The sequence below is a fragment of the Haloplanus salinarum genome, assembly GCF_009762275.1.
In the GTDB taxonomy this organism is placed as follows: Archaea; Halobacteriota; Halobacteria; order Halobacteriales; family Haloferacaceae; genus Haloplanus; species Haloplanus salinarum.
Genome location: NZ_CP034345.1, coordinates 3,114,498 through 3,131,716, shown reverse-complemented (window position 1 = coordinate 3,131,716; position 17,219 = coordinate 3,114,498). Strand labels below are relative to the sequence as shown.

Below are 17,219 nucleotides of genomic sequence, written 5' to 3'. Positions count from 1 at the left end.
CGTTTTTTATTGCCGTCGTCGCCAAGTGAGACCATGGCATCCCAGACGCAGTCCCCGGACCGTCCGCTCGGGACCCTGTTGCGGTTGCTGGTCACCTATCGCCTCTTCATCTATCTCGGCGGGCTGATCGCCATCGGCGTGCCGCTTTTCCTCCGGCGGGCCTACGGCACGGAGCTCTCTCCGGGCGCTCGCACGGCCATCGTCGTCGTGAGCCTCGGACTGATGATCGCGACGTACATCGGCGAACGCCGCGTGGGCCGCGACCACGTCGACGCCGAAACCGGCGAGTCGACGGAGTCGTACTCGCTGCGTCTGCGGGCGTCCATCGCGACGGCCGTCGTCGGCCTCGCAATCGGCATCTACGTCGTCATGGAAGTCAACCCGCTCACGGGGGCCTTCTTTATCATCGGTGCGTTCCTCTTTGCCTACATGGGGTACCGAACCGAACGGGAGGGTGCGAATGGCGTCTGAAGCCGGGGGCGCCCCCGACGCCGACCTCGACGAGTCGGACCTGGAGGTCGACCTCGACGAGTTCGACGACCTCCCTACGACCGACATCGAGACCGAACTTCACGTCCACTTCGGGATGGCCGGCTCCTTCCCGCTGCGGATGGCCGACATCTTCTTCGCGAGCGACGGGCTTCACCTCGCCGAGTACAGCTACATCACGCCCATGTTCGGGCTGGGGACGAAGAAACACCGCCGCGAGGCCAGCGCGATGCAGGAGATTTACGAGGTCCACGGCCTCGACGAGGTGCTGTTGCAGGCCGACACCGTCTACTGGTTCAACTACGAGGGGATCGACCGCGTGGTGCTCAACCGCGGCGGCCGCTTCGGCCGGCCGAAGCTCACCGTCTACCCGGCCGACGAGGGGGCCCGATCGAACGCCTACCGACTCCACGAGAACGACGACACGGACGCCCTCGCCGCCGAGTTGCGCGAGGTCGCCGAGGGCCGACCCTTCGAGGTAGTCGTCGAATCCGGCTGGGGGTTCGCCCCGCGCGAGAACGTCCAGCGGTTCTTCAGTTAGGCGTCGATCCGACGCGTTCCCGGCCGCGGAGCCAGACGTGGCCCGCGGCGGCGACGACGACGCCAACGACGTAGAGCGCGATCAGGACCACGGACAGCAGGGCCCGGCCGACGGCACCGGTCCGGTCCCGGCGGTCGGCCAGCGATCCGCAGGCGTCGACCAGCCACCGGACGGCGCGGGTCGGTCCCGCGTCGGGGTGGCGAGCGAGCGTCGCGGCGATGGGCGGACTCACGGCCTCGTAGACGCGGAGGAGCGCCCGTCCGGAACGGGTCGGCGCCATCACGTCCGCGCGGAAGCCACGCAGCGAGTCGAGGGTGGGCCCCTCGCCGGCGGTGGCGGTCGTGATGAAGCAGTTGGAGTGGTGCTGTGTGATCTCCGCGCGGTGGAGGTCGCTCTTCCGATAGCGCGTCGTCTCGGCGGGCGGGAAGTCCGGATCGGCACAGACGAGATACTCCGTCTCCGTGTGCCGGAGGAAGACCTTCTCGTGGTCGAACTGCTTGCCGGCCGCGGTCACCACCAAGAGGTGTTTCTCCCGCCCGTCGCCGACGCCCATCTCCGACAGGTCCTCGTCCCCGTCCGCCGGCGGCCCCGCCCCGTCGTCAGTGCTCATACGGGTACACGAACGGGCACCGTAATGAGCGTTGTCCGATGGCCGGCCGGCGACCTTTTGCCGGTCGAAGCCCAATCGTGAGCGTGTCGCCGCCGATAACCGTCCTCCTGAGTTCCCTCCTCTTTCGGACGATCATCGTCGGCGCCGTCCTGCTGGTCGTGAAGTTCATCTACGAGGGCGTGTTCATGCAGGCGGGGATGTTGTTGCTCGCCCTCTCCTTTTTCGCCTACCTCTCCTTTACCGAGGCCCGGCTGCTGGAGTGATCAGAGGTAGCCGTTCTCGACCAGCAACTCGCCGTTCAGGACGCTGGCGCCGGCGGCGCCGCGGACGGTGTTGTGAGCGAGGCAGTTGAACTTGACGCCGTGGTCGGTGGACTGGACGCCGCCGACACAGATCTGCATCCCCTGACCGCGCATCCGGTCCATCCGGGGCTGGGGTCGCTCGGGGTCGTCGAAGACGTGGATGAGCTGGTTCGGCGCGCTCGGCAAGTCGACGCCGGGGAACTCCCGCATCGCGTCCGCAACTTCGTCCACGTCGGGGTCGTCCGCGAGGTCGACGAAGGCGTTCTCCAGGTGGCCGTCGAGCGTTGGGATGCGGTTACAGGAGGCCGCGACGTCCATGTCGTGCCAGGTGACCGCCGCGCCGTCGAAGTCGCCGAGCAGTTTCCGGGACTCGGTCTCCATCTTGTCCTCCTCGCCGCCGATGTGGGGGATGGCGTTGTCGATGATCTCCATGGAGGTGACCCCGGAGTAGCCGGCGCCGGAGACGGCCTGCAGGGTGGAGACGTCGACGCGTTCGATGCCGAACCGATCGAGCGCCGCGAGCGGCGGAATCATCGTGATGGTCGAGCAGTTCGGGTTCTTGACGAGGGCGCCGTCCCAGCCGCGCTCGTCGCGCTGGACCTCGATCAGGTCGAGGTGGTCGGGGTTGATCTCGGGAATCGTCAGCGGGACGTCCTCGGCCAGCCGGTCGTTCGAGGAGTTCGAGGAGATGACGTAGCCGTCGCGCGCGAAGTCCTCCTCGACGTCGACGGCGACGCTGGAGGGGAGCGACGAAAAGAGAAGGTCGACGTCGTCCGGCACCGCCTCGGGCGTCGTCTCGCGGACGGTCATCTCGGCCACGTCGACGGGGATTGGGGAGTCGACCCGCCACTTCGCCGCCTCCCGGTACGGTCTGCCCGCGCTGTCCTCGCTGGCGGTGAGCGCTGCGAGTTCGAACGTCGGGTGCCCGTCGAGAAGCTGGATGAACCGCTGTCCCACCGCACCGGTCGCACCGAGGATGCCGACTCGTACTGACATACGAGCCCATGCGGTTCACTCGCATAAGGCCGTTTGGATTCGGCGCCACCGCGCCAACGCGGCGAATCGACCGAACAGTCGGTTATCGCCACGTATCTCTCGGAGATCCAACGGATCGTCCACCCTTCGGATGTTTCGGTTCCGGATCGGAACCGTCGGGGCGAACGGCGGGGTGTCGGGTCGATCGGGTCAGTTCACCGATACACTAACGGGGGAATCGCCTGAAAGGGGGGATATGTTCCGCAAAGTCCTCGTCGCCAACCGGGGCGAGATCGCGGTGCGCGTGATGCGCGCCTGCGAGGAGCTGGGGGTCCGGACGGTGGCCGTCTACAGCGAGGCGGACAGACACGCCGGGCACGTCCGCTACGCCGACGAGGCGTACAACGTGGGGCCGGCCCGGGCGGCGGACTCGTATCTCGACCAGGAGGCGGTGCTGGAGGCGGCCCGGAAGGCCGACGCCGACGCCATCCACCCGGGATACGGGTTCATGGCCGAGAACGCGTCGTTCGCGGAGCGGGTCGTCGAGAGCGAATGTACGTGGATCGGACCGCCGCCGTCGGCGATGGAGCGGTTGGGCGAGAAGACGAAGGCCCGGCGCGTGATGGACGCCGCGGGCGTCCCCGTCGTGCCGGGGACGACCGATCCCATCGAGGACCCCGACGAGGTGGAAGCCTTCGCCGAGGAACACGGCTACCCGGTGGCGATCAAAGCCGAGGGCGGCGGCGGTGGCCGCGGCATGAAGATCGTCGAGGGGCCCGACGAGATCCAGGCACAGTTCGACGCCGCCAAACGCGAGGGCGAGGCCTACTTCGACAACGACTCCATCTACTTGGAGCGCTATCTCGACGCGCCACGGCACATCGAGGTACAGATCGTCGCCGACCACCACGGCAACGTCCGCCACCTCGGCGAGCGGGACTGCTCGCTCCAGCGTCGCCACCAGAAGGTCGTCGAGGAGGGCCCCAGCCCGGCGCTCTCCGACGACCTGCGCGAGCGGATCGGGGCGGCCGCCCGCCGGGGCATCGCCGAGACCGACTACACGAACGCCGGCACCGTCGAGTTCCTCGTCGAGGACAGCGCGGGTTCGAAGAACCCGCGGGCAGACGACGAAGTCGTCGACGGCGAGTTCTACTTCCTCGAGGTCAACACGCGCATCCAGGTCGAACACCCCGTCACCGAGATGATCACGGGCATCGACATCGTCAAGGAACAACTCCGCGTCGCCGCGGGCCAGGAGATCGGCTTCGCACAGGAGGACGTCGAAATCGACGGTCACGCCATCGAGTTCCGCATCAACACCGAGAACGCGGCCAACGATTTCGCGCCCGCGACCGGCCGACTCGACACCTACGACCCTGCGGGCGGGATCGGCGTCCGCGTCGACGACGCCGTGCGCCAGGACGACGAGATCGGCGGCGACTACGACTCCCTGATCGCGAAACTGATCGTCCACGCGGGCGACCGTGAGGAGTGTCTCGCCCGCTCGGAGCGTGCCCTCCGCGAGTTCGACGTCGAGGGCATCCACACCGTCATCCCCTTCCACCGGCTGATGGTGACCGACGAGCGGTTCACCGAGGGGACCCACACCACGAACTACCTCGACGAGGAACTCGACCCCGAGCGCATCGACCGCGCGGTCGAGCGCTGGGGCCCCGACGCGGAGGACGACGCCGACGAGACGGTGACCGAACGCGAGTTCACCGTCGAGGTCAACGGCAAGCGCTTCGAGGTGAACCTCGAAGAGCGGGGGGCGCCACCGCTCCCGACGGACGCCGGGACGGGCGACGCCGCGGGCGGCGGTGGGATGGATCGCCCCGACGCCGCCACCGACGACGGCGAGGGGAGCGTGGCCGCCGGCGACGGCGAGCGCATCGAGGCCGAGATGCAGGGGACGATCCTCTCGGTCGAGGTGGCGGCCGGCGACGAGGTGGCGGCCGGCGACGTGGTGCTCGTCCTCGAAGCGATGAAGATGGAAAACGACGTGGTCGCCGAGAGCGGCGGCACGGTCGCCGAGGTGCTGGTCTCGGCGGGCGAGAGCGTCGACATGGGCGACCCGCTGGTCGTCCTCGAATGAGCGAGCGCGACACTCGTCGACGACTGCTCGACGAACTCGCCGCCGCCGAGGGGCCGGTGTCGGGGCCGGCCCTCGCGGACCGCCTCGACGTCTCGCGGGCGGCGGTCTGGAAACAGATCGAGGCGCTGCGCGAGGCGGGGTTCGAGGTGGCGAGCGGCGCCGACGGCTACGCCGTCCGGTCGATCCCCGACTACGGCGCCGACGCCATCGCCTACGGCCTCGACACCCCGTACGCCGTCGAGTTCCACGACCGGCTCCCGAGCACGAACGACCGGGCGCGCGAACTCGCCGCCGAGGGGGCGAGCGATCGACTGGTCGTCGCGGACGAACAGACCGGCGGGCGCGGACGGCTCGACCGCTCCTGGGACTCGCCGCCCGGCGGCGTCTACGCGAGCCTCCTCCGGCGGCCCGACCGACCCCCGGCCCACGCGCCCGTCTTCACCCTCGCGGCGGCGGTGGCCGTGACTCGCGCCTGCCGGGAGGCCGGCGTCGACGCGGTCATCAAGTGGCCCAACGACGTGTTAGTCGCCGGGTCGGAGCGAAAGCTCGCCGGCGTGTTGACCGAGATGGAGGGCGAGGCCGACCGGATCTCCTGGCTGATCGTCGGGATCGGTGCGAACGTCGACGTCGACGGGGCGACGCTCCCCACGGGGGCGACGAGCGTCCGTGCGGCGGGCGGCGACGTCGACCGCCGGCGGTTCTGCCAGCGGGTCGTCGAGACGGTCCACGGCCTCGCCCCCGACGCCGTGCTGCCGGCGTGGCGCGAGAACGCCGTCACGCTCGGCCGACTGGTCCGCGTCGAGACGCCCGGGGGGACGGTCGAGGGCGAGGCCGTCGACGTCGAGTTCCCAGGGGCGCTGGTCGTCCGAACCGACGACGGCGACCGCGTCGTCCACGCGGGCGACTGCGAACACCTGCGGCCCGCCTAGTCCTCCACGGGGACGGTCGTCACGGGGACCGACGAGGCGCGGATGACCCCCTCGGCGACGCTTCCGAGGAGGAGGCGGTCGATACCGCCGCGGCCGTGGGTGCCCATCACCACGAGGCCACAGTCGTTCGCCTCCGCGTAGCGGACGATCTCCCGACTCGGCTTGCCCTCGACCACCGCCGTTTGGACGGGGACCACCGGCTCGTCCGCCTCCGACCGCTCGACGGCGATCTCTCGGACCCGAGCCACGGCCATCTCCGCATCCTCCCGGAGCAGGCCGTCGACGCTCTCCCACGAGGACTCCATCGCCAGCCCCGCGTAGGCGTCGGAGTTGAGCACGTAGAGTCCGTGAACGGTCGCGTCGTGGATCGTCGCCACCTCGATGGCGTGTTCGATGGCTCGCTCGACGCCGTCCGATCCGTCGGTCGGGACGAGGATGCGTTCGTACGCGACCATGTGCACTGATACCACACCTCGATACATAACTCTTGACACCGGTCGCGGACGTGGCGACGACCCCTGAGCCGGATGGTTAAATCGCGGTCTGAGCTTAGTGTACCGTTATGTCGTCGTGTAATCGAGTCGTCCACATGGCCCTCCAACTCGGCCGAACGTGTATCGACGGTATCGAACGGGTGTTGACCCGGACCGGCGCCCTCCTGCTCGTCGGTCTGATCGGCATCCAGTTGCTAACTCAGTCGCTAATCAACACGGCGGTGGTGGATATCTTCCCGGCCGGACCGGCGGGGGAGCTCGAAGCGCTGCTCGGCTTGACCCTGCCGATCCCCGGAGCCGTCGCCGGCGTCCTTTTCGTCTGCGTCATCGTCCTCAGTTCCGCGTACTTCGTCGTGCTGTCGCGAGCGCTCACTCGTCCGACGGCGGAGCTTTCGACGTTCCCGCCGACGCTGTGCACGCGGCGGCTCGGCCGCGCGACGCTGTCGATGCTCGTCGGGGGGCTGGTCGTCGGGGTCGCCGTGACGCTCGGGTCGATCCTGCTTTTACTGCCCGGAATCTTCCTCGCGGTCTGCTTCCTGTTTTTCATCTTCGCGGTCGGCGTCGAGGATCGGAGCTGGATCGGCGCCCTCAAGCGGAGCTGGGCGCTCTCGCGGGGCCACCGACTGAAACTCGCCGTCGTCGTGATCCTCGCGGGCCTGATCGGTGGCGCGGTCGGGACGGTCGGAACGGTGCTCGATCTCGCCCGCTCGCCGGTCGTCGCCGAACTCGTCTCGAACACCCTCAGTAGCGTCCTCTTCGTCTTCCTCTACGGGATCATGGCGTCCGCGTATCTCCGGGTGCGTGACGAACGCGCCGGCGGGAGCGGGCGATCCGGGGCGACCGATCCGACGGGAAGCGTCGACGCCCTGGACGGGTAACGGAACGGCGCGAAACCGCCGTGACGGTGCTCCCCGACCTACAGCACGACCCGGTCGACGTCGTCGACGCCCGCGCGCCGGACGACGGCCCGAACCGGATCGCGGGCCCCGGCGAGGTTGTCGGAGTCGCCGTCGAGGACGAGCAGTTTCGCCGGGCGTCCCGGCTCGATCAGGCCGCAGTCCAGGCCCACGAGTTCGGCGCCGTTGACGGTCGCCATCCGCAACACGTCGCGGGCGTCGACGGTCCCCACTTTCGCCGCGAACGCCATCTCGCGGAACATCGACGGGCTGTTGAGCATGACGTTGTCCGTCCCGAGCGCGACGGTCGTCCGATCGAGCAGGTCGGCGACGGGCGGGGTGCCGACGCCGGTGACGAGGTTCGATCGGGGACAGACCACGACGGGGACGCCCGCGTGTTCGATCCGGTCGAGGTGGTGGGGTTCGGGGTGGACGACGTGGACGAGGAACGTGGGATCGAGGTCGAGCGCGGGGTCGAGATCGGTGGGGTCCCGCTCGCCCGCGTGGATGCCGAACGGCTTGCCGGCCTCGCGTGTGGCGGCCCGTTCGTCGGTGAAGTCGGCGTCGCGGGCACCGCTGGCGCCGAAGCCGTCGGCCTCGTGCATCGCCGCGACCGTCTCCCGGCCGAGGACGACCGCCGCGACGTCGAGGCCGTCGAGCGCCGCCCGGACGGCCCGCACGCCGTCGACGCCGCCCTCCCGGAACTCGACGGTCGCCGCCGTTCCCGAACGCTCCATGAACCGGAGGGAGCGGCGCATGGCCGCGACCTTCTCCGCGTCGCTCGCCGCCCGCAGGAGGCGGTGTTTGAGGCCGTCCGGCGGGGCGACCAGTTCGTCGAGCGAGAGGCCGGCGCCGGCCTCCTTGGCGATGGAGTCGCCGATGTGCGTGTGCGCGTTGACGAAGGCCGGACAGACGATGGCGTCGCTCTCGACGTCCGACTCCTCGACGGCGGCGATTTCGCCATCCTCGACGACGATCCGGCCCTCGACCGGATCGAACGCGCGCCCCCGGAGGATGGTGCCCTCGACCTGCATGTGCGAAGTGGGGCGGGCGCGGGCCTTGAAGCTATCCGAACTCGTCGAGCGTGGCGTCGAGGCCGCGGCGAACCGTCGAGACGAGCGCGCCGTCGATGTCGAGTCCGAGGGTCCGGACGGCGGTCCGGCCGACCCGGTCGACGGCGCCGGGAGGCGCGTAGACGCCGAGGCGCCACTGGTTGCGACCCGCGGTCCGGAGCGCGGAGACGAGCGGCGACTGCCGGTCGAGTCGCCGGATCTCGCCGTTGACGACGACCCGCGACGAGGATTCGCGGATCCCCGGCGGCGGCGGTACGTCGAGGATCACCGCGTCCGGATCCAGGTCGGCGTCGGTCGCCATCTCGCGCTCCAGGTCCCGGATCCGATCGTGGTCCGCCTCGCGGAGCGACGCGGGCACGTCGTCGAGTTCGGCCCACACGGCCCGCTTGTAGAGGTCGCGAGTCGAGAGGCGGTCGGCCAGGTCGGCCGTCGCGTCGGTCCGCCGGAGCGTCACCAGCAGGTCGGCGTCGTCGAAGCGGCGCACGCGCTCCGGGTCGTGGCCGGTGTCGTCGAGGAGTCGTTCGGTCGCCCGCCGGAGCATCGCCTTCCCGATGCGCGCGACGTGGTGCTGGTACACCGTCGGGTTCATCAGCGCCCGGGCGAGCAGGAGGCTCTCGGCGGTCTGGACGTTCCCCTCCGCGATGACGAGTTCGCCGTCCCGGAAGGTGAGCTCCCGGACCAGCCGGCCGTGGTCGATAGTGCCGTACGGCACACCCGTGTGGTGGGCGTCGCGGACGAGGTAGTCCATGCGGTCGACGTCGAGTTCGCCGGAGACGAGTTGGCCGTACCGGCCGTCGCCGGCGATCAGGTCGGCGACGGCGGCGGGCTCGAGGTCGTGGTCCCGGAGGACGGCCCCCACCCGGCCGCTCGTGACGAGGTCGTCCACGTCGTCGTGGAGCTTGCCCGTCCGCCGGTAGAGGAGGCGTTCGACGTTGTGGCTGAACGGGGGATGTCCCACGTCGTGCAGGAGGGCGGCGGCACGCACCCGTTCGGCCGTGCGCCCCGCGACCCCGAGGTGACCGAGCGCCTCGCTCGCGAGGTGGTAGACGCCGAGGCTGTGTTCGAAGCGGGTGTGGTTGGCCGACGGATAGACCAGGGAGACGGTCCCGAGCTGGCGGACCCGCCGGAGCCGTTGCATGGCCGGCGTGTCCAGCAGGTCCTCGGCCACGCCCGTCACCTCGATGTGGTCGTGGACGCTATCCTTGATCGTCGCCATACCGACGGGTTCGGCGGCCTCGGATATATACTCGGGGCCGGACGCCGACGGAGGCGGACGAACCGGCCCGGGACTCTATGGTCGTTCAGCGCGTCCATCCGGCCATGACGACCGTGGCGATACTCGTCTACGACGGGTTCGACGAACTGGACGGGGTCGGTCCCTTCGAGGCCTTCGGGATGGCGGCCGACGCGGGCGCACCCTTCGAGACGTCGCTCGTGACGCTGGACGAACGGGAGCGGATCACGGCGTCCCACGGCCTCCGGATCGAGCCCGACGGGCGACTGGCCGTCGACGACCCGCCGGATCTGGTCGTCGTCCCCGGTGGCGGGTGGAACGACCGCCGCGAGCAGGGGGCGTGGGCGGAGGCCGAACGCGGCGCCATTCCGGACGCGCTCGCCCGGGCCCACGACGCGGGCGCGACGCTGGCGGCCGTCTGTACCGGCGGAATGTTGCTCGCCCGCGCCGGCCTGCTCGACGGGCGGCCGGCCGTCACCCACAGCGGCGCGCTCGACGACCTGCGGGCGACCGAGGCGCGCGTCGTCGACGCCCGCGTCGTCGACGACGGCGACGTGGTGACCGCCGGCGGGATCACTTCGGGGTTGGATCTGGCGCTCCACCTGATCGAGCGGTTCGCGGACCGCGAGACGGCCGAGGGGGTCGCGGAGGGACTGGAGTACGAGCGACGGGGCGAGCGCTGGACGTCGTGAGTCGGCCCCGTCAGGCCTCGGTCAACCGGAGCAACCACCCGATCAGGAGCGCGGCGAGACCGCCCCCGGCCGCGAGCGCGTACCACCCGGCGGCGTAGCCGGCGGTGTCGACCAGGTAGCCGAACGCCGGCGGGGCGACCAGTCCGCCGACGTTGATCGTGAGCTGGCCGCCGGCGGTCGCCTCGCCAACCCGGTCAGCGGGAACGAGCGCAGTCATGCAGGCGTAGTAGGTGGCGGGGATCCCGAACAGGAAGAGACCGAGGGCGGCGAAGCCGGCGGCGGCGACGAGCGGCCCCTCGACGAGGGTGACGGCGACGAGACAGGCCGCGCCGGCGAGCGACTGGCCACAGAGGACGAGCGCGCTCGCCCGGGCGTCGCCGGCGGGGAGGCGGTCGACGAGGACGCCGCCGCCGATCCGGCCGACGCTCCCGGTCAACTGGACCAGCGCGAGGGTCGTCCCCGCGAGGCCGGCGGCGACGGCCACCGATTCGGTGAGATAGAGGACGACGTAGGCGGTGGTGGTGAAGATGGTGCCGCCGTAGAAGAAGCCGGCCGCCGCGAGCGTGCGGTAGTCGGGGCGGGCGAGCAGCCCACGGACGTCGGGGAGGCCGGGCGAGCCGTGACCGCCGTCGCCGCGATACCAGTAGCCGAAGGCGACGGCGACGAGGGCGGCCGCAGCGGCGGCGACGAAAAAGCCCCCGCGCCACCCGAAGCGCGTGGCGGCCACCCACGTCACCAGCACGGCCCCCAGCCCGCTCCCGACGGTCACGCCGACCTGTTTGAGGCTCATGGCCAGGTTCCGGCGACCGGGCGGCGCGACGGCGAGGATGGCGCGGTTGGTCGCGGGCATGGCGGCCGCGTAGGCGCCGCCGATCACCAGCAACGCGACCAGGAGCGCCGGATAGGTGGGCGCGACCCCCACCCCGACCGCGCCGGCGCCGAGCGCGAGGAGGCCGGCGATCATGACCGGCCGCTCGCCGTAGCCGTCGACCAGCGCCCCCATCACGAACAACAGGAGGGTGTAGCCGAGCATCGTCGCGGTGATGGTGACGCCGACGAGGGTTCGCGAGAGCGTGAACTCCGTCCGGAGGAAGGCCGTCGCGGCGAAGATGGCGTAGAAACAGAGGCTAGCGACCGTCTGCCACCCGCTCACCAGTCCGACGCCACGCCAACCACGCATCGTACTCCCCCGTCGACCACCCCGTTACAAGGGTCTGTTCATCCGCTCGAACGCCCGTGTGGCGTGTTAGCGTGCGTTTCCTCAAAGCTTAACAGCGTCCCGATACATCATCTGTGTGGAGGTTATTCCAATGAGCTACGAACTCGACCCACTTCCGTACGATTACGACGCACTGGAGCCGCACATCTCCGAACAGGTGCTGACCTGGCATCACGACACCCACCATCAGGGCTACGTCAACGGCTGGAACAGCGCCGAGGAGACCCTCGAGGAGAACCGCGAGGCGGGCGACTTCGGCTCCTCGGCGGGCGCCATCCGGAACGTCACCCACAACGGGTCGGGGCACATCCTCCACGACCTGTTCTGGAACAGCATGTCGCCGGAGGGAGGCGACGAGCCGAGCGGCGCCCTCGCCGACCGGATCGAGGAGGACTTCGGCTCCTACGAGGCCTGGAAGGGCGAATTCGAGGCCGCCGCCGGCAACGCCAGTGGTTGGGCCCTGCTCGTATACGACAGCTTCTCGAACCAGCTTCGCAACGTCGTGGTCGACAACCACGACGAGGGCGCCCTCTGGGGTTCCCATCCCATCCTCGCGCTCGACGTCTGGGAGCACTCCTACTACCACGACTACGGCCCGGCCCGCGGCGACTTCGTCGACAACTTCTTCGAGGTCGTCGACTGGGAGGAACCGAGCGCCCGCTTCGAGCAGGCCGTCGAACTGTTCGAGTAAGCGGTAGCCGCAACGCGACGACTCGGCCGATCCGATTTTTTTCGCCCCCACCCAGCCAGTGGCGATACCACGCCGTCAGTTTCGACGACCTAACCAAACAGCACAAGCCGGATGACAACGTTCGAACCAGTATGACACGATCGGTTACGCGACGGCGCCTCGTCGTCACCGCAGGCACGCTGACAGCGGCTCTCGCCGGCTGTACCGGCGGGACGGACGACACAGCCGAACCGACGCCCACGACGACGGACTCGACGGCCGCCCTCACCGATTCCGCGCCCGTTCCCGAGGACGCGTCGTGTGGCGTCTGTAACATGATGCCCGCGAAGTTCCCGGACTACAACGCCCAGTTGACCGTCGAGGCTGGCGACCGCGTCTTCTTCTGCTCGTCGGGCTGTCTGGCTGCCTACTACGTCGACCCCGGCAACTTCGAGCCGGCCCACGAGGGCGCGACGTTCGCGGGGCTCTGGGTCCACGACCACGAGACGACGGAGTTGATCGGCGCACGGTCGGCGTGGTTCGTCCGCGAGACGAACGCCGATCGGGTAGCCGACCCGATGCAGCGCAACCCGTTGCCCTTCGCTGCCGAGAGCGACGCGGAGGCGTACGTCGCCGAGTACGACGAGCTCTCCGAATCGGATATCCTCCGTCTGACCGACTTCGATATGGATCTGGCGACGTTCTACCGCGGCCGCTTCTTCGAGTAGGTTCGGTACCGTTTACGGGGCCGCCCGCCTATCCACACGCATGCCACGACCCAAGGAGTCGTTCGACGAAACCTTCCCCTGTGAGTTCTACACGCCCGAGGAGTTGCTCGACCCGGAGCGGATGTACACGATCGGGGAGATCGCCCGCCTGTTGCAGGGGCTGGAGCCCGACGCCGAGGTCGACGAGGGGACCGAGGCCGTCATCGTCGACTGGGCGGTGCCGTGGGTGATGATCAACGCCGAGGACCTGGTGATCGCCGAACCGCCGACGGAGGAGGATCCGGGCTACTACGGCCTGCGGGAGGACTAGCCCATCCGCGCCGCCTCGCCCGCCCGTTCGACGGTCGCGTAGGCGTCGGTCGTGACGCTCGGCCCGTGGCCGGTATGGAGGGCCGCGAGGTCGGGATCGACCGTCTCCCGGAGCCGGTCGATGCTCCGGATCAGCGTCTCGCGGTCCCCTTCCTCCAGATCCGTCCGTCCGAAGGCGCCGTTCGCGAACACCAGATCGCCCGCGAAACAGACCCGTGTCGACGGCGCGTACAGGCAGACGTGATCGTTCTTGTGGCCCGGCGTGTGGACGACCGAGAAGTCGTCGTCGCCGAGGCGGACCGTCCCGCCGAGTTCCCGGTCGACCGACGGCTGACCCGGATCGTACCCCCACGTCTCGACGCCGAAGGCCTCGCGGACGGCGTCGACGTTACCGACGTGATCCGGGTGGGTGTGGGTGAGGACGACGGCGTCGAGGCCGTCGCTCCGGGCGTCGACGCGGCTCACCACGTCGAAGTTCGCGCCGGTGTCGACGAGTACCGTCCGGTCGCCGGTCACGAGGAAGGCATTGCTGGTGAACGCCTGCACGTCGGCCGCGAGGTTCTCGATATCGGTCATGTGGTTGCCCTACCGGTCCTCGCGGCTTGAACGGTTCGTCCCGGCCTCGCTCCGCTATCCCTCCGCGTAGCGAGGGGACCGCGTCCCTCGGGCCCACCGTCGAACCGGCGGATTGCCGTCCCCGGGCCTCCGCGGCGTCCGCGGCCGTGGGACTAGTTCCGCACCCACTCTTCGAGCGTGAACGCCTCGTACTCCGTGCGGTCGGCGAGGTTCCAGTCGTCGGGGTTCCAGTCGGGGAAGGACGTATCGCCCTCGTACTCGTCGGGGATCCGACTGAGCACCATCCGGTCGGCGTGGGGCTGGAACAGGTCGTAGATCGCCGCGCCGCCGATGACGTAGGCCCGGTCGCTCCCGAGCGATTCGACGGTCGCCACCGCGTCGTCGACGCCGGTGGCGTGGTGGGCCGACGCGACGTCGTACTCGGTCGTCGACCGACTCAACACGACTTGGGCGGTCCCGGGGAGGTCGTCGCGCATCGAATCGAAGGTTCGCCGACCGAGGATCACGGGCGAATCCGCGATCCGTTCCCGATACTGGCGCTTGTCGGCCGGGATCGACGGCCACGGCAGGTCGCCGTCCCGACCGATCACGCCGTTCGCCGCCACCGCGGCGACGGTTATCAGTTGCATGCCGTCTCTCACCTCACCGCCGTCCGCGGTCGTCCGTCGGCGGACGCCGCGACGCGCATCCGTTCCATCGGGGATTATCGTCGCGGCGTGGACAAAAACGTCCCCCTCGGGTCGTCGGTCCCACGATGGGGCACTCCCGATGGTTAAAGTAGCCCGGCGCCCCCCTCGAAGTTATGGACGTCAAACTGCTCGAAGCGACGCCCGATCCGGAGCGGGTGATCTGCTCGGCGGCGCGAAACGACTACCTCTCGGAGTTCGTCGGCGACGTCCCCTTCGAGGAGGCGATGGAGGGGATCGACGGCGACACGATCGAGGAGAAACGGGAGACGCTGATCGGCCACCTGCTGGATCACGGCCACTTCGGCCCGTTCGAGCATCCGCAGGCGACCTTCGCCATCAAGGGCGTCAGCCGGTCGTGTATGGCCCAGATCACGCGCCACCGACACGCCAGTTTCGACATCCAGAGCATGCGATACGTCTCCTTCGACGACGTCGACCCCGCGGACGTCGAGGAGGGAGCGATGGTGGTGACGCCGCCGTCGGCGGTCGATCCCGACTGGATCGGCCGCAACCAGTCGAGCGGCTCCGTCGACGAGGAGACGGTCGCCGAACGCAAGCGCGTCTTCCGCGAGACGGTCCGTGACTCCGTCGAGTCCTACCAGCGACTGCTCGACCTGGGGATGCCGCCGGAGGACGCCCGCTTCGTCCTCCCCATCGGCACCGAGGTCAACATCGTCATGTCGGTCAACGCCCGGATGCTGATGCACATCGCGGACATGCGCGCCGCCGCCGACAGCCAGTGGGAGATCCGGGAGATGACCGAATCCATCCTCGACCTGGCCGCCGACTGGTGTCCGACCACCTTCGAACACTACGAGAAACACCTGAAGGGTCGGAAGAACCGCCTCGCGCCCTGATCCGCGATCCGAGGCGCCGACACGTCGTCGCCACGACTTATTTCCGTCTCCGTGTGCTACTGTTTGCCATGGTTGATCGACCGGTCACGGCCGGCGAGACGTACGTCGTCGCCATCGAGGAGTTGGGCGACGAGGGCGACGGGGTCGGCTACGTCGACGAGTTCGCCGTCCTCGTCGACGGCGCGTCGCTCGGCGAGACGGTGCAGGTCGAGATCACCGACGTGGGGTCGAACTTCGCCCAGGCCGACGTCCTCGGCGACGAGTTCGGCTTCGACTGATACGGATTATTGTAACTGTGTACCGGTGGTTCGCCGGACTATCCTGGCGAACCACCGGTACTGACTTACAATAGACAGTATGAGCGGAGTCGCCGGGACGGGTCGATGGGCGTCCCGACGATCCGAACGTCTTTCCGAACCGCCACCCCACGGCCGAGCATGTACCTCACCTTCCTCGGCACCGGGAGCGCGATGGCGCTCCCCGACCGGGCACAGACCGGTCTGTTGCTCGACGACGGTGATCGGCGCCTGCTGGTCGACTGCGGTGCGGGCGTCCTCCACCGCCTCGCGGGGACCGACGCGGGTTACGAGGGCGTCTCGACGGTGCTTCTGACTCACCACCACCTGGATCACGTCTCCGACCTCCTAGCGCTTCTGAAGGCGCGGTGGCTGGCCGGCGAGGACTGGCTCGAAGTCGTCGGCCCCCGGGGGACGAAGGCCCTGGTCGACGACCTGCTCTCGGCTTTCGACTACCTCGACAGCCGGGTCGACCTCCGGGTGCGCGAGGTTGGCGCCCACGAGTTCTCGGTCGCCGGCTTCGACGTCAGCGCCCGCGAGACGCGGCACTCGGTCGACGGCCTCGCGTACCGGTTCGCGGGCGCTGCGGGCGACCTCACGATCAGTAGCGACACGGAGGCCTTCGAGGGGATGGCCGCCTTCGCCGACGGCTCCGCGGTCCTCGTCCACGACTGCTCGTTTCCCGACGACGTCGACGTCTCGAATCATCCCACACCGTCGACGCTCGGCGACGCCCTGGCGGGCCACGACTACGGACGGGTCTACCTGACCCACCTCTACCCCCACACCGAGGGCCGTCACGACGAGATGCTGGACGCGGTCGAACGGCGGTACGACGGCGACGTGCGCTTCGCCCGCGACGGGCTCCGCGTGGAGTGTTAGATCACGTCCTCCGGGTCGTGTTCGGCGGCCATTCGCCGGGCCTCGGCCGCGTACTGCTCGCGCCGGTCGTCCGCGACGTCCCCCAGGTCGGTCGGGGACGCCTCGACCGCCGCGGTCGTATCGCGGACATCGGAGAAGGAGGTGAGCGCGCGCTCCTTCCGGAAGTACCGCTCGCCATCGGTCGTCGCGTACGTGAGGATGATGACGTTCTGCTCGTCGTCCGAGTACGTCCGCTCCACGAGCCAGACCCGGACGGTGTCGTCGGTGGCCATGGGCCAGGCGACGGGGCCCCCGAGTGAAAAGCGACCGACCGGACCGCGCCGTCGCTACGTCGTGTGAGTCCGGTGAATCGCCTCGGGGTCAAGCCCCGGGGTATTCGCCTTGTCCGCCGATAAAAAACGGCGTCGTGTGAGCCGTCGCTCCGAAGCGACGGGTCGAAAGTCGTCTTAGTTGCGAACGACGTTGGTCGCGCGCGGACCCTTCGGGGAGTCCTCAATTTCGAATTCTAGTTCCTGTCCTTCCTCGAGGTCCGGACCGCCAACGTCCTCCATGTGGAAGAAAACGTCGTCGTCAGCATCCTCAGTCTCGATGAAACCGTAGCCGCCAGTGTTGTTGAAGAAATCAACCTTACCGTTTGCCATTGCAAATATACGTACAGCCGCT

23 protein-coding genes are annotated in these 17,219 nt (G+C 69.2%); 13 read left to right on the top strand and 10 right to left on the bottom strand.

Going from position 1 to position 17,219, the window contains the following annotated elements; genetic code table 11:
* Positions 1–33: 33 nt before the first annotated feature.
* Together EI982_RS17420 and EI982_RS17415 are read left to right on the top strand one after the other, a co-directional pair.
* Positions 34–471 carry a hypothetical protein gene (locus tag EI982_RS17420; protein WP_157690896.1) on the top strand — a complete coding sequence of 146 codons (438 nt, stop codon included), beginning with the start codon at positions 34–36 and terminating at the stop codon, positions 469–471.
* Positions 461–1,030, top strand: coding sequence for a hypothetical protein (locus EI982_RS17415; protein ID WP_157690895.1), 570 nt, complete (start codon positions 461–463; stop codon positions 1,028–1,030). Before EI982_RS17420 ends, EI982_RS17415 begins: the two co-directional genes overlap by 11 nt.
* Here EI982_RS17415 and EI982_RS17410 read toward each other — a convergent pair.
* Entirely contained in the window at positions 1,023–1,640 is a 618-nt protein-coding gene (locus tag EI982_RS17410) for a CFI-box extended C-terminal domain-containing protein (RefSeq protein WP_157690894.1), read from the bottom strand. The two genes, EI982_RS17415 and EI982_RS17410, sit on opposite strands and share 8 nt — an antisense overlap.
* A gap of 77 nt (positions 1,641–1,717) precedes the next feature.
* Here EI982_RS17410 and EI982_RS17405 point away from each other — a divergent pair, with 77 nt between their 5' ends.
* Entirely contained in the window at positions 1,718–1,903 is a 186-nt protein-coding gene (locus tag EI982_RS17405) for a hypothetical protein (protein WP_233255255.1), read from the top strand.
* On the opposite strand, the gene asd is transcribed toward EI982_RS17405, so the two are convergent.
* A complete protein-coding gene (asd, locus tag EI982_RS17400; protein ID WP_157690892.1) occupies positions 1,904–2,938 on the bottom strand; it encodes an aspartate-semialdehyde dehydrogenase in 1,035 nt (344 codons plus the stop codon).
* A 235-nt stretch (positions 2,939–3,173) separates the two neighbouring features.
* Here asd and EI982_RS17395 point away from each other — a divergent pair, with 235 nt between their 5' ends.
* Positions 3,174–5,012, top strand: a complete 1,839-nt coding sequence (locus EI982_RS17395) for an acetyl-CoA carboxylase biotin carboxylase subunit (RefSeq protein WP_157690891.1) — start codon at positions 3,174–3,176, stop codon at positions 5,010–5,012.
* The gene (locus tag EI982_RS17390; RefSeq protein WP_157690890.1) at positions 5,009–5,941 is read left to right on the top strand and encodes a biotin--[acetyl-CoA-carboxylase] ligase; all 933 of its coding nucleotides are present in this window, start codon (positions 5,009–5,011) and stop codon (positions 5,939–5,941) included. The genes EI982_RS17395 and EI982_RS17390 overlap by 4 nt, the downstream gene beginning before the upstream one ends.
* On the opposite strand, the gene EI982_RS17385 is transcribed toward EI982_RS17390, so the two are convergent.
* On the bottom strand, positions 5,938–6,396 hold the full coding sequence (locus EI982_RS17385) for a universal stress protein (RefSeq protein ID WP_157690889.1): 459 nt from the start codon (positions 6,394–6,396) through the stop codon (positions 5,938–5,940). The genes EI982_RS17390 and EI982_RS17385 overlap by 4 nt on opposite strands.
* A gap of 134 nt (positions 6,397–6,530) precedes the next feature.
* Between EI982_RS17385 and EI982_RS17380 the strand changes: the two genes are divergently transcribed.
* Positions 6,531–7,313: a DUF7847 domain-containing protein gene (locus tag EI982_RS17380; protein ID WP_157690888.1), complete on the top strand. Its 783-nt coding sequence runs from the start codon at positions 6,531–6,533 to the stop codon at positions 7,311–7,313.
* A gap of 38 nt (positions 7,314–7,351) precedes the next feature.
* Here the strand turns inward: EI982_RS17380 and EI982_RS17375 are convergent, their stop codons facing one another.
* Complete coding sequence (locus tag EI982_RS17375; protein WP_157690887.1) at positions 7,352–8,365, bottom strand: amidohydrolase family protein; 1,014 nt, start codon at positions 8,363–8,365, stop codon at positions 7,352–7,354.
* Positions 8,366–8,396: 31 nt separating this feature from the next.
* Positions 8,397–9,620, bottom strand: a complete 1,224-nt coding sequence (locus EI982_RS17370; RefSeq protein ID WP_157690886.1) for an HD domain-containing protein — start codon at positions 9,618–9,620, stop codon at positions 8,397–8,399.
* Between the two features lie 104 nt (positions 9,621–9,724).
* On the opposite strand from EI982_RS17370, the gene EI982_RS17365 reads away from it, so the two are divergent.
* Positions 9,725–10,330, top strand: coding sequence for a DJ-1/PfpI family protein (locus EI982_RS17365; RefSeq protein ID WP_157691271.1), 606 nt, complete (start codon positions 9,725–9,727; stop codon positions 10,328–10,330).
* A 10-nt stretch (positions 10,331–10,340) separates the two neighbouring features.
* Here EI982_RS17365 and EI982_RS17360 read toward each other — a convergent pair whose 3' ends face one another.
* Positions 10,341–11,510, bottom strand: coding sequence for an MFS transporter (locus EI982_RS17360; RefSeq protein ID WP_157690885.1), 1,170 nt, complete (start codon positions 11,508–11,510; stop codon positions 10,341–10,343).
* A 130-nt stretch (positions 11,511–11,640) separates the two neighbouring features.
* Between EI982_RS17360 and sod the strand changes: the two genes are divergently transcribed.
* The 3 genes from sod (at position 11,641) to EI982_RS17345 (ending at position 13,257) form a co-directional block, all read left to right on the top strand.
* Positions 11,641–12,240, top strand: a complete 600-nt coding sequence (sod, locus tag EI982_RS17355) for a superoxide dismutase [Mn] (protein ID WP_157690884.1) — start codon at positions 11,641–11,643, stop codon at positions 12,238–12,240.
* A gap of 131 nt (positions 12,241–12,371) precedes the next feature.
* Entirely contained in the window at positions 12,372–12,947 is a 576-nt protein-coding gene (locus EI982_RS17350; RefSeq protein WP_157690883.1) for a nitrous oxide reductase accessory protein NosL, read from the top strand.
* Positions 12,948–12,987: 40 nt separating this feature from the next.
* Positions 12,988–13,257 carry a DUF5827 family protein gene (locus EI982_RS17345; RefSeq protein ID WP_157690882.1) on the top strand — a complete coding sequence of 90 codons (270 nt, stop codon included), beginning with the start codon at positions 12,988–12,990 and terminating at the stop codon, positions 13,255–13,257.
* Here EI982_RS17345 and EI982_RS17340 read toward each other — a convergent pair.
* Positions 13,254–13,832, bottom strand: coding sequence for an MBL fold metallo-hydrolase (locus EI982_RS17340; protein ID WP_157690881.1), 579 nt, complete (start codon positions 13,830–13,832; stop codon positions 13,254–13,256). The two genes, EI982_RS17345 and EI982_RS17340, sit on opposite strands and share 4 nt — an antisense overlap.
* 152 nt (positions 13,833–13,984) lie before the next feature.
* The gene (locus tag EI982_RS17335; RefSeq protein ID WP_157690880.1) at positions 13,985–14,461 is read right to left on the bottom strand and encodes a dihydrofolate reductase; all 477 of its coding nucleotides are present in this window, start codon (positions 14,459–14,461) and stop codon (positions 13,985–13,987) included.
* Between the two features lie 173 nt (positions 14,462–14,634).
* Here EI982_RS17335 and thyX point away from each other — a divergent pair, with 173 nt between their 5' ends.
* From thyX to EI982_RS17320, 3 genes are all read left to right on the top strand, one after another.
* Positions 14,635–15,378, top strand: a complete 744-nt coding sequence (gene thyX, locus EI982_RS17330; RefSeq protein WP_157690879.1) for an FAD-dependent thymidylate synthase — start codon at positions 14,635–14,637, stop codon at positions 15,376–15,378.
* 68 nt (positions 15,379–15,446) lie between these two features.
* Entirely contained in the window at positions 15,447–15,656 is a 210-nt protein-coding gene (locus tag EI982_RS17325; protein ID WP_157690878.1) for a TRAM domain-containing protein, read from the top strand.
* A gap of 159 nt (positions 15,657–15,815) precedes the next feature.
* Positions 15,816–16,556, top strand: a complete 741-nt coding sequence (locus tag EI982_RS17320; RefSeq protein WP_157690877.1) for an MBL fold metallo-hydrolase — start codon at positions 15,816–15,818, stop codon at positions 16,554–16,556.
* On the opposite strand, the gene EI982_RS17315 is transcribed toward EI982_RS17320, so the two are convergent.
* Positions 16,553–16,828, bottom strand: coding sequence for a DUF7967 family protein (locus EI982_RS17315; RefSeq protein ID WP_157690876.1), 276 nt, complete (start codon positions 16,826–16,828; stop codon positions 16,553–16,555). The genes EI982_RS17320 and EI982_RS17315 overlap by 4 nt on opposite strands.
* A gap of 174 nt (positions 16,829–17,002) precedes the next feature.
* Entirely contained in the window at positions 17,003–17,197 is a 195-nt protein-coding gene (locus EI982_RS17310) for a cold-shock protein (RefSeq protein WP_157690875.1), read from the bottom strand.
* Positions 17,198–17,219: the final 22 nt, after the last annotated feature.

Coding starts and splice junctions, on each gene's coding strand:
- EI982_RS17420 (WP_157690896.1), top strand. CDS start 34: ATGGCATCCCAGACGCAGTCCCCGGACCGTCCGCTCGGGACCCTGTTG.
- EI982_RS17415 (WP_157690895.1), top strand. CDS start 461: ATGGCGTCTGAAGCCGGGGGCGCCCCCGACGCCGACCTCGACGAGTCG.
- EI982_RS17410 (WP_157690894.1), bottom strand. CDS start 1,640: ATGAGCACTGACGACGGGGCGGGGCCGCCGGCGGACGGGGACGAGGAC.
- asd (WP_157690892.1), bottom strand. CDS start 2,938: ATGTCAGTACGAGTCGGCATCCTCGGTGCGACCGGTGCGGTGGGACAG.
- EI982_RS17395 (WP_157690891.1), top strand. CDS start 3,174: ATGTTCCGCAAAGTCCTCGTCGCCAACCGGGGCGAGATCGCGGTGCGC.
- EI982_RS17390 (WP_157690890.1), top strand. CDS start 5,009: ATGAGCGAGCGCGACACTCGTCGACGACTGCTCGACGAACTCGCCGCC.
- EI982_RS17385 (WP_157690889.1), bottom strand. CDS start 6,396: ATGGTCGCGTACGAACGCATCCTCGTCCCGACCGACGGATCGGACGGC.
- EI982_RS17380 (WP_157690888.1), top strand. CDS start 6,531: ATGGCCCTCCAACTCGGCCGAACGTGTATCGACGGTATCGAACGGGTG.
- EI982_RS17375 (WP_157690887.1), bottom strand. CDS start 8,365: ATGCAGGTCGAGGGCACCATCCTCCGGGGGCGCGCGTTCGATCCGGTC.
- EI982_RS17370 (WP_157690886.1), bottom strand. CDS start 9,620: ATGGCGACGATCAAGGATAGCGTCCACGACCACATCGAGGTGACGGGC.
- EI982_RS17365 (WP_157691271.1), top strand. CDS start 9,725: ATGACGACCGTGGCGATACTCGTCTACGACGGGTTCGACGAACTGGAC.
- EI982_RS17360 (WP_157690885.1), bottom strand. CDS start 11,510: ATGCGTGGTTGGCGTGGCGTCGGACTGGTGAGCGGGTGGCAGACGGTC.
- sod (WP_157690884.1), top strand. CDS start 11,641: ATGAGCTACGAACTCGACCCACTTCCGTACGATTACGACGCACTGGAG.
- EI982_RS17350 (WP_157690883.1), top strand. CDS start 12,372: ATGACACGATCGGTTACGCGACGGCGCCTCGTCGTCACCGCAGGCACG.
- EI982_RS17345 (WP_157690882.1), top strand. CDS start 12,988: ATGCCACGACCCAAGGAGTCGTTCGACGAAACCTTCCCCTGTGAGTTC.
- EI982_RS17340 (WP_157690881.1), bottom strand. CDS start 13,832: ATGACCGATATCGAGAACCTCGCGGCCGACGTGCAGGCGTTCACCAGC.
- EI982_RS17335 (WP_157690880.1), bottom strand. CDS start 14,461: ATGCAACTGATAACCGTCGCCGCGGTGGCGGCGAACGGCGTGATCGGT.
- thyX (WP_157690879.1), top strand. CDS start 14,635: ATGGACGTCAAACTGCTCGAAGCGACGCCCGATCCGGAGCGGGTGATC.
- EI982_RS17325 (WP_157690878.1), top strand. CDS start 15,447: ATGGTTGATCGACCGGTCACGGCCGGCGAGACGTACGTCGTCGCCATC.
- EI982_RS17320 (WP_157690877.1), top strand. CDS start 15,816: ATGTACCTCACCTTCCTCGGCACCGGGAGCGCGATGGCGCTCCCCGAC.
- EI982_RS17315 (WP_157690876.1), bottom strand. CDS start 16,828: ATGGCCACCGACGACACCGTCCGGGTCTGGCTCGTGGAGCGGACGTAC.
- EI982_RS17310 (WP_157690875.1), bottom strand. CDS start 17,197: ATGGCAAACGGTAAGGTTGATTTCTTCAACAACACTGGCGGCTACGGT.